This window comes from Micromonospora sp. NBC_00389, from assembly GCF_036059255.1.
GTDB lineage: Bacteria > Actinomycetota > Actinomycetes > Mycobacteriales > Micromonosporaceae > Micromonospora.
In genome coordinates, this window is sequence record NZ_CP107947.1 from 2,562,224 (window position 1) to 2,575,071 (window position 12,848).

Below are 12,848 nucleotides of genomic sequence, written 5' to 3' on the forward strand. Positions count from 1 at the left end.
CGTGCGCGGGCTCTGGGCGGATCTCGCCGACCTGGTGGTGCCCGCCGACTGCGCGGGCTGTCGGGAGCGCCGTCCCGGCCTGCGGCATGGCGTCTGTCCGGCCTGTGTGACGGCGCTGGGCGCACTCCGCCCCCGGCCCGTCCTTCCCACCCCCGTCCCGCCCGGCCTGCCGCCCTGCGTCGCCCTCGGCCCGTACGCCGGCCCGCTGCGCGAGGCCCTGCTGGCATACAAGGAGCGCGGCCGGCACGGGCTGGCCCGCCCACTCGGCGCTCTGCTCGCCGAGGTTGTCGCGGCGGCGGTCGGCCGGGCCTGTCCGGTGGCGCTGGTGCCGGTGCCGGACACCGCGGCAGCGGCCCGGGCCCGCTACGGCGACCACCTCGATCGGCTGGCCCGGCACTGTGCGGCCCGGCTGAGCCGGGGCGGCTGGCCGGTCCGGGTGGACCGGCCGCTGCGCGCGCTGCCCCGACCCGACTCGGTGAACCTGGACAGCGCCGGCCGGGCGGCGGCGGCCGAGGCGGCGTTCCGGCCCCGTTCCGGTGCGCCCAGCGGGGGCGGCGCACCCGTGGTGGTGCTGCTGGACGACATCGTCACCACCGGGGTCACCCTGGCCGCCGCGTCCCGGGTGCTGGCCGGGACCGGGCGGGCACCGAGTGTCGCCGTGGTGCTCGCGGCGACCGAGAAACGACTCCGTTCGTAACCGACCGTGTTTCCGTTTCACCCGTTGGTGTATGAGCTGCGAAAAATACTGGGCGGTCTCGGCAACTTGGGGTGACGACCGGGCGAACAAGAGTTAGCGTTTCGCTGTCGGGGGTAGGAGGTCATTCCACCCGCCTCCGGCGGTGAGAGGAGGCGTAGCCGTACTGACCGGTCGACGCCAGCGGGGCTCCCCAGGGCGCGCGACCGGGTTACCGGATCGAAGACCGTCCGAACAAGGGAGGTCACGTGGACATCGTGGTCAAGGGCCGTAACGTCGAAGTGCCGGACCATTACCGGGTGCACGTAGCCGAGAAACTCGCAAAGGTCGAACGCTACGACCACAAACTTATTCGTGTCGATGTCGAGCTGTTCCACGAGCGCAATCCGCGCCAGGCCGACCACTGCCAGCGGGTGGAGATCACCTGCATTTCCCGGGGCCCGGTGATCCGGGCCGAGGCCTGCACGGATGACTTCTACAGCGCGCTCGACGCGGCCATCGCGAAGCTCGACACGCGGCTGCGCCGCGCGGCCGATCGTCGCCGCGTACACCGTGGTCGGCACGCGCCGATCTCCGTCGCCGCCGCCACCGCCGACCTGCCGGTCGCGGACCTGGTGGCTGCCCCGCTGAGCGCGAACGGTGACGGTGCCCGCTCCGGCACGGCCGTCGCCGAGCGGGTGGAGGAGGAGTACGACCAGCAGCCGTGGCACATCGCCCGGGAAAAGGTGCACCCGGCGGAACCGATGACCATCGACGACGCCCTGTTCGAGATGGAACTGGTCGGCCACGACTTCTACCTGTTCCAGGACAAGGAGTCCGGCCGCCCGAGCGTCGTCTACCGCCGCCACGCCTACGACTACGGCATCATCTCCCTCGCCACCTGACCGGGCCCGACCCGCGTCGATCATGGAGTTGTGGTGGGGCGGCCCCGACCGCCCACCACAACTCCATGATCTGTCAGCGGAGGTCGGCGGGTAGCAGGGCGAAGGTCAGGTCGTCGAGGCGGGCGCCGGCCAGGCCGGGGAGCCGGGCGCGCTGCAGGGCCTCGCGGTGGAAGCCGACCCGCTCCAGCACACGGTGCGAGGCGGTGTTCTCCGGCACGGTGCCGGCGGTCAGCCGGGCGATGCCGGCCGCCCCGAACGCCCAGCCGGCCAGCAGCCGGACCGCCCGGGTGGCGTACCCCCGGCCCCGCCAGTCGGGCAGCAACGCGTAGCCGATCGACCCCTCGCCGCTGGACACGTCGGTGTACGACAACCCGCAACTGCCTGCCGGCTCGCCGCTGGCCACGTCGGTGATCAGCAGCCGGGCGATGTCGCCGGTCAGCCACCCGCTCTCGGCGAGCCGGCAGCGCCGCTCGATGGCGGACCGCTCCGGCGGCACGGGCGGCGCCTGGTTCGCCACCACCTCGGGCCGGCTGTGCAGCCGGTACATCAGCTCCGCGTCGTCCGGGGCGAGCCGGCGCAGGGCCACCACCTGATCGGTGAGCACCCCGCCCGGCAGGTCGGGCAGCAGCCGGGCGGCCGGGCCGGGCGGGTCGTCGGCGAGGCGTACCCAGGCCAGCAGGTCGTGCCGGACGCCGTCGCGGCGCGCGCCGGCCGAGCGGCGTACCCCCTCGTGGTGGAAGCCGGCAGCCAGCGCGACACGCTGGCTCGGCCCGTTCTCCGGGTCGGTGAGCAGCTCCAGCCGGACCGTCCCGGTGTCGAACGCGTGCTCGCTCAGCGCGCGGGTGGCCGCGGCGGCCACCCCCCGCCCGCGCGCCGCCGGCCGCACCCAGTAGCCGACCTCGGCCTGACCTCGCGCGGGCACCGGGTTGCTCAGCCCGACCCCGCCGAGCAGCCGGTCGGTGGCCGGGTCGGCGACGGCGTACACCGCGCCGCCCCCGGTCCAGACCGCCGGTGCGCCAGCGTCGATCCACCAGCGGGCGTCGGCCTCCGTGTACGGGGCCGGCATGCCCGGAATGAACCGCTGGGTGAGCGGGTCCGCGCAGGCGGCGACGACGTCGGCGGTGTCGGCGGCCCGGAACGGGCGCAGCCGTACCCCGTGCGCCTCGACGACCTGCTGCAGGGTCACGTCAGGTCCTTGGGGAGCAGCGCGGCCATCCAGACGTCGACCCGCTCGCCCCGGTGCTGCAGGCCGCCCCGGGCCGTCCCCTCGAACGCGAAGCCCGCCTTCTCGGCCACCCGGCGGGAGGCGGTGTTTCCCACGTGCGCCTTCCACTCGATCCGGGCCAGGCCCAGCGTGGTGAAGCCCCAGGCGCTCAGGGCGGCCAGCGCTGCCGGCATGTAGCCGCGGCCACGGGCCGCCGGGGCGGTCATGAAGCCCACGTCGGCGAGCAGCGGATCGGCGGGGGAGAGCCGCAGGTCGATCGAACCGGCGTACCGGTCATCCGGGTCGGCGATGACGAAGCAGGCTGCCTCCCCCCGCGCCCAGGCTTCCCGGCCGAAGTTCTCGTACCACTGCGCGTCGGAGCGCTCGTACGGGTCCGGCACGGTGGTCCAGCGGATGGTCTCCGGGTCCCGGCAGGTCTCCACCACGGCGTCCAGGTCCTGCTCCTCCATCGGACGCAGCCGCAGCTCGCCGGCCTCGGCGGTGGCGAACAGGGTGGGTTGCGGGCGGCCGAAGACGGCGGCCCGCAGGGCGGCCAGGGTGCCCGGACCGGCCGGCTCGGTCGACCCCGGCTCGGGCACCTCGCCGGGCAGCAGAGACCCGATCCAGCCGTCCGCGCTGCTCTTGAGCGCCGGGTCGGCCAGCCGCAGCCGGCCGTCGATCCGGAACCCGGCCCGGAGCGCGACCAGCCGGGAGGCGTGATTGCCCACCTCGGCCTGCCAGATCAGCCGGCGCAGCCCGAGCGTGTCGAAGGACCAGCGGGCCACCGCGCGGGCGGCCCGGACGGTCACCCCTCGGCCGCGCGCCCACGGGGCCGTCCAGTAGCCGATCTCGCCGGTGCCGGCATCGCTGATCGAGATCAGCCCGCAGGAACCCAACAGCTCGCCGGTGGTCGGGTCGCAGACCGCGAACGGTGCCCCGGTGCCCTCCGCCCAGGCCCGCCCGCTCAATTCGGTGACGAAACCGTGCGCGTGTTCGGGTAGGTATGGGCGCGGTACGGTGGTCCAGCGCTGGATGTCGGGGTCCTGGCACGCGCGGTGCACCGCGTCGGCGTCGGCGTCCCGCCAGGGCCGCAACAGCAGGCCGTCCTCGATGATCTCCACAGGCTCCACCCGTGCATCGTGCCGGACCGTTCGCCGACGGCGTAACCGGATAACCTTCGGTACGCACCCGGTGCGCGAGTTATGTCGGGTTTGGCGGGGTGGACCGCCGCCACCAGTGACCATCGCGCCGATGGAGCGCCTACGATGGTTCGAGACTGTCTAGGGGAGCGTTGATCCGTGTCGATTCTGGAAAAGGTCCTTAACGCGGGCGAGGGCCGCATGGTGCGCCGGCTCAAGGCCATCGCCGCCGCCGTCAGCTCGATCGAGGACGACTACGTCAACCTCACCGACGAGGAACTGCGGGGCATGACCGAGCAGTTCCGCGAGCGGCTCGCCGACGGCGAGACCCTCGACGACCTGCTGCCGGAGGCGTTCGCGGTGGCCCGCGAGGCTTCCGCCCGGGTGCTCGGCCAGCGGCCGTACGACGTCCAGGTGATGGGCGGCGCGGCGCTGCACTTCGGCAACATCGCCGAGATGAAGACCGGTGAGGGTAAGACGCTGACCTCGGTCATGGCCGTCTACCTCAACGCGCTCTCCGGCGACGGCGTGCACGTGATCACGGTCAACGACTACCTCGCCCAGCGCGACGCGGCCTGGATGGGCCGGGTGCACGAGTTCCTCGGGCTGACCGTCGGCGTGGTGCTGCCCAACCGGCCGGCCACCGAGCACCGTGCCGCGTACGAGTGCGACATCACCTACGGCACCAACAACGAGTTCGGCTTCGACTACCTGCGCGACAACATGGCGTGGTCGAAGGACGAGCTGGTGCAGCGCGGGCACAACTTCGCGGTGGTCGACGAGGTCGACTCGATCCTGATCGACGAGGCACGTACCCCGCTGATCATCTCCGGCCCGGCCGAGCACTCGGCCCGCTGGTACGGCGAGTTCGCCGGCGTGGTGGCCCGGCTCCAGCCCGGCACCGACGGCGAGGGCGACTACGAGGTCGACCACTCCAAGCGCACCATCGCGGTCACCGAGCGCGGTGTCGCCAAGGTCGAGGACCGGCTCGGCATCGACAACCTGTACGAGTCGGTGAACACTCCGCTGGTCGGCTACCTCAACAACGCCATCAAGGCCAAGGAGCTCTACAAGCGCGACAAGGACTACATCGTCAGCGACGGTGAGGTCCTGATCGTCGACGAGTTCACCGGTCGCATCCTGCATGGCCGCCGCTACAACGAGGGCATGCACCAGGCGATCGAGGCCAAGGAGGGGGTGGAGATCAAGCAGGAGAACCAGACCCTGGCCACCATCACCCTCCAGAACTACTTCCGCCTCTACAGCAAGCTGTCCGGGATGACCGGTACGGCGCAGACCGAGGCGAGCGAGTTCAACAAGGTCTACAAGGTCGGCGTCGTGACGATCCCGACGCACCGCCCGATGGTCCGCGAGGACCGGCCGGACGTCATCTACAAGACGGAGAAGGCCAAGTTCAACGCGGTCATCGAGGACATCGCCGAGCGGCACCAGATGGGTCAGCCGGTGCTGGTCGGCACCGTTTCGGTGGAAAACTCCGAGATCCTCTCCCAGCTGCTGCGCCGGCGGGGCATCCCGCACAACGTGCTGAACGCCAAGTTCCACGCGCGGGAGGCCGAGATCGTCGCCCAGGCCGGGCGTAAGGGCGCGGTCACCGTGGCCACCAACATGGCCGGCCGTGGCACCGACATCCTGCTCGGCGGCAACGCCGAGTTCCTCGCCGCGAACGATCTGCGCCAGCGCGGCCTCGACCCGCTGGAGAACGAGGACGAGTACGCCAAGGCGATGGAGGAGGTCCTGCCCACGTGGAAGCAGGCCTGCGACGCCGAGGCGGACGAGGTTTCCGCCGCTGGTGGCCTGTACGTGCTGGGCACCGAGCGGCACGAATCGCGGCGGATCGACAACCAGCTGCGCGGTCGCGCCGGCCGGCAGGGTGACCCGGGCGAGTCCCGCTTCTACCTGTCGCTGCAGGACGAGCTGATGCGGCGCTTCCGGGCCGGCGCGGTCGAGGCGGTGATGGAGCGCTTCAACATCCCGGAGGACGTGCCCATCGAGTCGAAGATGGTCACCCGGCAGATCAAGAGCGCCCAGGCCCAGATCGAGGGCCAGAACGCCGAGATCCGTAAGAACGTGCTCAAGTACGACGAGGTGCTCAACAAGCAGCGCCAGGTCGTCTACGCCGAGCGGCTCCGGGTGCTCAACGGCGAGGACCTCTCTGAGCAGGTTCGCAACATGATCGACGACACCGTCGAGGCGTACGTGCGGGGTGCCACCTCCGAGGGTTACGGCGAGGACTGGGACCTTGAGCAGCTCTGGTCCAGCCTCAAGCAGCTCTACCCGGTCGGCGTGACGATCGAGGAGTTGGAGGAGGAGGCCGGCGGCTCCCGGGCCGGCATGGACGCCGACTTCCTGGTCGCCCGCCTCAAGGAGGACGCGAACGCCGCGTACGACCGCCGTGAGGAGCAGGTCGGCACCGAGGGGGTGCGCCAGCTCGAGCGGATGGTGCTGCTCCAGGTGATCGACCGCAAGTGGCGTGAGCACCTCTACGAGATGGACTACCTCCAGGAGGGCATCAACCTTCGGGCGTACGCCCAGCGCGACCCGGTGGTGGAGTACCAGCGCGAGGGCTTCGACATGTTCGCCACCATGATGGACGGCATCAAGGAGGAGACGGTCGGCTTCCTCTACAACGTCGATGTCCAGGTGACCGAGCCGGAGCCGGACGCGGAGGAGGTCACGCTGCTCGACAAGCCGGTGGAGATCCGAGCCAAGGGTCTCAACCGGGCGCCGCAGCGGCAGGGCCTGCAATACTCCGCCCCCACCATCGACGGTGAGGCCAGCCCCGGCGCGGTGGCCGTCGAGCAGGCCGAGCAGCAGGCTCCTGCGCTCGGTGTGGGTCGACCGGCCCCGGGTGCCCCGGCCTCGCCGGGGGCGAGCGCCCCGTCCGCCCCGCAGCGGCCGGCCTCCGGGCTGCGTGGCCCGGCGGTGCCGTCGGCCGCCTCCCGACGGCCGGCACCGAACCAGGCCGAGGCCAGCAACGGCCCGTCCCGCAACGCGCCGTGCCCGTGTGGCTCGGGCCGCAAGTACAAGCGGTGCCACGGCGCCCCCAACGGCGGCAACTGACCGACAGCAGCGCGACGGGCCCCGGCCGATCTGGCCGGGGCCCGTCCGTGTCTCCAGCACCGACGCCGGGAACCCGCGCAGACCGCCCGGGCCGCCGACCGGCGCAGGGTGGGGTCGCCTGGGTCGGAGTGATCGACTCCATGTCGGCGATGTCGCGGTGTCTTGGCGCCGGAATGCCCCAATGTCGGCGACATGGAGTCGATCAACACCTCAACCGGCCGCCAGGCCCCTTCCCCGGCCCTGGTCGGGGACGAGGTCCGGCTGCTCGCCGCCCCGGTGCAGGCCGGCTGGCTGGCGGCGCTGGAAGGGCGGCCCTGGTCGGGCGACCCCGGTGGGCGGCCCCTGCGGGCGGCCCTGGTCGGGCGGTCCCGGCGGGGCGGTGGTCGCGCTCAGAGGATGTGCAGGGCGGTGCAGAGCCAGCGGCCTCGTCGGTGCTCTAGGCGGAGCGCCATCGCCCAGGTCCGACCACCGCCGCCGGTGACCACGGCGGCTGCCTCCACCGCCGACTCGCGGGGCTCGCAGAGGCGCAGCCGGAGCAGTCGGACCACCGGCCGCGCGGCGCGGCGGCGGGGTGAACCGGCTCGCCCGGACGCCCGGGCCAGCTCGGTCAGCAGCTCACCGGCCCGGCCCGGGTCGAGCAGGGGCCGCACCTGCGCCGGTGACCGGTAGCCGTTGACCACCTCCAGGCAGGTGCCGACGAAACGGTGCGCGGCACGGGCCGCCTCGGGTGCGGTCGCCGGTGGCAGCGGTGCGCCCGGGTGGGTGGTGGGCCGGGTGGGCACCCGTCGGAGGGCGGCGCGACGGTCCGGCGGCCGAACCGGGTCCGGCCGGGTCGAGGCGAACAGGTCGAGGGCGAGTTGGCCGTGGGTCGGCGCCGGCCAGTACGCCCCGTCGGCCTCGTCCGCGTACGGCGGGTCGATGGGCGGGACGGGGCGCAGCCGCACGGGTGGTCGGGACGGACCGGGTCGCGGCTAGCTCATCGTTACCCCCTTTGATCTTGCGTTTGCCTTCGTTTGCCTCCGACAGGCTCGATTCTGAGTGATGGAACGGCTGCGGTCAATGGCCCAGTGGAGGCAGGAGGCTACTCCGGGTCGCGCTCGACGAGCGGGTTGTCCTGGACCCAGTCAGCGGTCTCGGTGTACTTGCGCTCGATGTACTCCTCCAGCCGGGCACGCTCGACCCGCCACTGGCCTCGTCCACCGATCTTGATCGCCGGCAATTCCCCGCTGCGCACCATGTGGTAGACCTGCGAGTCCGACACGTTCAGCTCGGCGGCGACGTCGGAGAGCAGCAGGAACCTCGGCTCCACAGAAACTCCCGGGGTTGATGTCGTTTGCCTTAGTTTGCCATTGACAGCCTCGGCGGCCCAGCACGCGGGGCCCGGCGGCGGACCGACCATGGCGAGACACACCGGCGGGGAACTTCCACCGGCCGGAGGCGAGGTGTATGACGGTCACGGCGTGCGGCATGATCTGCGCCCGTGCCGGCTGCCGCCGGTGGAGGACTGAGCGGGGAGACGACCGGTGACCGACGAGCTTGTCCGGGTGTATGTGCCGGCGACCGTACCGATGCTGGCCCGGCTGCGGGAACAGGGGCTGACCGCCGACAGCGGGCACGCGGTGACCCCGGCGCTGCGCGAGTGGTACGCGGAGGGCGATGAGGAGGAGTTGGAGTACGTGGCGTTCACCCGCGCCGCCCAGGACGCGCTGCACCTGCTCCGGGCCGATTCGGCCGCGCCCCGCCGTCGGGTCGTCGTCTCGGTCGACCTGCCTCCGGCCGCGGTCGGACGGGGCGATGGTGAGCTGGGTTCCAGCACGGTGACGTTGGCCGACGCCGTGCCGGTGGGCGCCGTCGCGGCGATCCACGTGGACGGCGCCGACGCTGTCGAGGAGGTCGCTGCCGCGGCCGACGTGGTGGCTGAGGCCGCCGCTGGCGACCCCGACGCCCAGTTCACGGTCGACGGCGCCGAGGACCACGAGTTGGAGTGGTACGACGTGACCGAGCTGGACTTGCTGCTGCGCGCTGCCGGCTGAGCCGGCAGCACGCAGCGCGGTCAGCGGGCTGGGTCCGCCTCGGTCTGGTCCGCGTCGACAAGGTCCGCGTCGGCTGGATCCGAGTCGAACGGGTCGGCCCGGTCCGGGGCCTTCGCCGCGACGGGTTCGTCGTCGTCGGAGTGGGCTGGGCTGAGCGTGCGGCCGAACGCGATGAGCGCGGTCAACGCCCCCACGAAGAGCACCCAGATGCCGTTGTCCACCCGCGAGGTGCCCAGCGAGGTCTGCGCCACCGCGTCCGCCTCGCTCAGCGCGCTGGCCAGGTCGAGCAGTGATCGGCCACCGATCCGGATGATCACCTCGGCGAGCAGCAGGAGCAGCCCCGGCCCAGCGCCGGCGAGCAGGTAGGCCGGCCAGCGCAGCGTCGGCGTCTCGGGATCGCGGCGGACGGCCCGTCGGCGCGCCCAGGTGAGGTAGCCGAAGGCGAGGAGCCCGGCCAGCAGCCCGGCGAGGAGCGACTCGGTGCGCGACACCCACTTCGCCGCGTCGACCAGCGACTCCTGGCTGTCGCCCGCGCCGAAGAGGTCGAACAGTGGGTCCCGGGCGGGGCTGAACGCGACCACGAAGACCAGCGTGCCCAGCGCGGCGGTGACCACCGCACCGACCGCCGGGGCCGTCCGCGCACCGGCGATCGCGCCACCGATGATCGCCGCGGCCGCGGTGGTGCCGGCGATCACGTTGGTGGTCGACGTGTCGAAGTAGGTGAGGTTGATCGTCAGCGCCGCGGCCAGCCCGACCAGCATTCCCGCCCCGATCGCCCCGACGAAGCGCAGGGTGACCCAGTCGCCGTACCGGCGGGACAGCAGGTTGCCGCAGGCCAGGGCGACGGCCGCCCCGGCCACCAGCGCGGCTGAGATCACGCCGGGCAGGGCGAACGCGGAGAGGCTGATCGCGGTGACCCCCGCCGCCGACGAGATGATCGCCTCCCTGGTCGACCAGAGCATGGCGGCCAACCAGCCCAGCGCCAGCAGCGCGAGCACCGCGGCACCAGGCGCGGGCACCGGCCGGCCGTTGGGGGTGGCCGTGTCGACCGCCGGCTCGTCCGACTCCGCGGCCGGGACGCGGCCGGGCTGCTTGGTCATCGTCTCCCCTTCGAGGCGGCAGGTCACCGACCATTCAGGGTACGCGGGTCCGCTGGGCGCCCCCGCCGCCCGGGACTGGCCGTGACCGGTACGGCCCGGCCCGGCTCCCCCGGGACGGGTGCCCGGTGTCCGCCCGCGACGCATCGGTAAGGGGAGGAGGGGTGGGGCGGTCCTTGACGGGAGGGTGGTGGTGCAGGTGAGGCGGGCACCCGCGCATGGAACAATCGCGGGAGGTCCCGCCGCTGCTCGGCCCTTCCGCGCGGCGTCCGGTGTCCGGCCGTCCGGTCGGTGCCCGCGGGTCCGGTTTCGCCACTGCTGTCGAGATCGCCAGGAGCCTTGATGGACGCCGTGTTCTCCGTACCCGAGCCGCGCAACGAGCCGGTTCGCAACTACGAGCCGGGCAGCCCCGACCGGGAGCGGCTCCAGCGGCGGCTGACCGAGCTCGCCGCCGAGCGCATCGACCTGCCGATGACCATCGGCGGCGAGCAGCGGATGGCCGCCGGTGATTCGATCAACGTGGTGCAGCCGCACCAGCACGCGCACGTGCTGGGCGTGACCGCGCACGCCACCCACGACGACGCCCGTGCCGCGATCAAGGCGGCCAAGGATGCCGCTCCGATGTGGCGGGCGCTGCCGTTCGAGGAGCGCGCTGCGATCTTCCTGCGCGCCGCCGAACTGCTCGCCGGTCCATGGCGGGACACCCTCAACGGCGCCACCATGCTCGGCCAGTCGAAGACCGCGATCCAGGCGGAGATCGACGCGGCCTGCGAGTTCATCGACTTCCTCCGGTTCAACGTGCACTTCGCCCGGCGCCTGCTGGAGGAGCAGCCGAGCTCCTCGCCCGGCGTCTGGAACCGCTTCGACCACCGCCCGCTGGAGGGCTTCGTCTACGCGGTGACCCCGTTCAACTTCACCGCCATTGCCGGCAACCTGCCCTCGGCGCCGGCCCTGCTGGGCAACACGGTGATCTGGAAGCCGGGCCCGACGCAGCAGTTCGCCGCGCACTTCACCATGCGGCTGTTCGAGGCCGCCGGCCTGCCGCCCGGCGTGATCAACATGGTGACCGGCCGGGGCGAGGAGGTCTCCGACGTCGTGCTCGCTGACCCGGACCTGGCCGGCATCCACTTCACCGGCTCGACCAAGGTCTTCCAGCAGCTCTGGCGGACCGTCGGCGACAACATCGCCCGCTACCGGGGCTACCCGCGGCTGGTCGGCGAGACCGGTGGCAAGGACTTCGTGGTCGCGCACACCAGCGCCGACGTGGACGCCCTGCACACCGCGCTGATCCGTGGCGCCTACGAGTACCAGGGCCAGAAGTGCTCGGCGGCCTCCCGGGCGTACGTGCCGCGCTCGCTCTGGGAGGGTGGGCTGCGGGACCGGCTGGCCGCCACCACCGACTCGCTGACCTACGGCGACGTGACCGACTTCAGCAACTTCGGCGGCGCGGTGATCGACGACAAGGCGTTCGCCCGGCACACCGCCGCGCTGGAGCTGATCGCCGGCGACGACACCTGCCGGGTGCTGGCCGGCGGCACCGCCGACGACTCGGTCGGGTACTTCGTCCGGCCGACGCTCTTCGAGTGCAGCGACGCCGCCCACGAGACCTTCACCACCGAGTACTTCGGGCCGATCCTGGGCGTGCACGTGTTCGACGACGCCCGCTTCGACGAGGTGGTCGCGCAGGCCGAGTCGATCGCGCCCTACGCGCTGACCGGGTCGGTGTTCGCCACCGACCGCCGGGTGATCGACGCGGTCGGCGAGCGGATGCGGTACGCGGCCGGCAACTTCTACATCAACGACAAGCCGACCGGCGCGGTGGTCGGGCAGCAGCCCTTCGGCGGCGCCCGGGCCAGCGGCACCAACGACAAGGCGGGTTCCTGGCTCAACCTGGTCCGCTGGGTGTCGCCGCGGACGATCAAGGAGACCTTCGTGCCGCCGACCGACCACACGTACCCGCACATGGGCTGACCGGCGCCGACCGCCGGCGGCGCGCGTGCGCTGCCGGCGGTAGCCCGGCCGGGTTCACCCCATCGCCGTACCCATCGATGGTCCTCAACGGACAGTCTGTCGCCGACAGTGCACATAGGAAGTCCTGTCGGGTGGCAAACCGTCAAATCCTGGACGCCGCGAGCGTAAAGTGGCAGCGTAGTGGGCATGGCGGATTCCGGAGTCAACCCTACGGCGGCGGCCCTTCTCGGCCTGCTCCATGAGGGCCCGATGACAGGCGGTCAGTTGATGGCCGCCGCTGAGCGCCGGCTGGCGCCGTACTGGTCGATGACCCGCAGCCAGGTCTACCGCGAATTGCCGGTGCTGGCCGAGCGGGGGTTCGTGCGGCTCGGCAAGCCGGGGCCGCGGATGAGCCAGCCGTACTCGCTCACCGCCGCCGGGAAACGGACATTTTCCCGCTGGCTGACGGAGAACCCGGGGCGGGACACCATCCGCAACCCGATAGCGCTCCGGATGGCGTTCGGCGAGCTGCACTCCGCCAGCCAGCTGAAGGGGCTGTACGCCTCCGCCAACGAGTACCACACCGAGGCCCTGGCGCAGGTCCGGGAACAGGTGAAAAACGCCAAACGGGACGGGGAGACGTACGACGCCAGCGCGCTGGAGTTCGCCGTCGCCTACCACCGGGCGGCCCTGTCGTGGCTGAAGTCCGCCCCCGTCGGGTGACCTCCGGCGGGTTCGCCCATAGGGAACGAGCTGCTTCGCTCGC

General features: G+C 72.2%; 11 protein-coding genes. 6 read left to right on the forward strand and 5 right to left on the reverse strand.

The genetic code is table 11. From position 1 onward, the window contains the following. Position 1 precedes the first annotated feature (1 nt). A complete protein-coding gene (locus OG470_RS12295; RefSeq protein ID WP_328423769.1) occupies positions 2-697 on the forward strand; it encodes a ComF family protein in 696 nt (231 codons plus the stop codon). Between the two features lie 245 nt (positions 698-942). Continuing rightward, positions 943-1,578: a ribosome hibernation-promoting factor, HPF/YfiA family gene (hpf, locus tag OG470_RS12300; protein ID WP_328423771.1), complete on the forward strand. Its 636-nt coding sequence runs from the start codon at positions 943-945 to the stop codon at positions 1,576-1,578. 73 nt (positions 1,579-1,651) lie between these two features. Here the strand turns inward: hpf and OG470_RS12305 are convergent, their stop codons facing one another. Both OG470_RS12305 and OG470_RS12310 read right to left on the reverse strand, forming a co-directional pair. Further along, entirely contained in the window at positions 1,652-2,764 is a 1,113-nt protein-coding gene (locus tag OG470_RS12305) for a GNAT family N-acetyltransferase (RefSeq protein ID WP_442931105.1), read from the reverse strand. Continuing rightward, positions 2,761-3,912: a GNAT family N-acetyltransferase gene (locus tag OG470_RS12310; RefSeq protein ID WP_328423773.1), complete on the reverse strand. Its 1,152-nt coding sequence runs from the start codon at positions 3,910-3,912 to the stop codon at positions 2,761-2,763. Before OG470_RS12310 ends, OG470_RS12305 begins: the two co-directional genes overlap by 4 nt. Positions 3,913-4,080: 168 nt before the next feature. On the opposite strand from OG470_RS12310, the gene secA reads away from it, so the two are divergent. Continuing rightward, entirely contained in the window at positions 4,081-7,002 is a 2,922-nt protein-coding gene (gene secA / locus OG470_RS12315) for a preprotein translocase subunit SecA (protein WP_328423775.1), read from the forward strand. Between the two features lie 389 nt (positions 7,003-7,391). On the opposite strand, the gene OG470_RS12320 is transcribed toward secA, so the two are convergent. Together OG470_RS12320 and OG470_RS12325 are read right to left on the reverse strand one after the other, a co-directional pair. Beyond that, a complete protein-coding gene (locus OG470_RS12320; protein WP_328423777.1) occupies positions 7,392-7,946 on the reverse strand; it encodes an Rv3235 family protein in 555 nt (184 codons plus the stop codon). A 137-nt stretch (positions 7,947-8,083) separates the two neighbouring features. Continuing rightward, on the reverse strand, positions 8,084-8,311 hold the full coding sequence (locus OG470_RS12325; RefSeq protein ID WP_328423779.1) for a helix-turn-helix domain-containing protein: 228 nt from the start codon (positions 8,309-8,311) through the stop codon (positions 8,084-8,086). A gap of 214 nt (positions 8,312-8,525) precedes the next feature. Between OG470_RS12325 and OG470_RS12330 the strand changes: the two genes are divergently transcribed. Continuing rightward, a complete protein-coding gene (locus OG470_RS12330; RefSeq protein WP_328423781.1) occupies positions 8,526-9,035 on the forward strand; it encodes a DUF6912 family protein in 510 nt (169 codons plus the stop codon). A gap of 20 nt (positions 9,036-9,055) precedes the next feature. Here the strand turns inward: OG470_RS12330 and OG470_RS12335 are convergent, their stop codons facing one another. Then, on the reverse strand, positions 9,056-10,135 hold the full coding sequence (locus OG470_RS12335; protein WP_328423783.1) for a hypothetical protein: 1,080 nt from the start codon (positions 10,133-10,135) through the stop codon (positions 9,056-9,058). 339 nt (positions 10,136-10,474) lie between these two features. Here OG470_RS12335 and pruA point away from each other — a divergent pair, with 339 nt between their 5' ends. Continuing rightward, positions 10,475-12,103, forward strand: coding sequence for an L-glutamate gamma-semialdehyde dehydrogenase (gene pruA / locus OG470_RS12340; protein ID WP_328423785.1), 1,629 nt, complete (start codon positions 10,475-10,477; stop codon positions 12,101-12,103). Between the two features lie 186 nt (positions 12,104-12,289). After that, positions 12,290-12,805, forward strand: coding sequence for a PadR family transcriptional regulator (locus OG470_RS12345; protein ID WP_328423787.1), 516 nt, complete (start codon positions 12,290-12,292; stop codon positions 12,803-12,805). Positions 12,806-12,848: the final 43 nt, after the last annotated feature.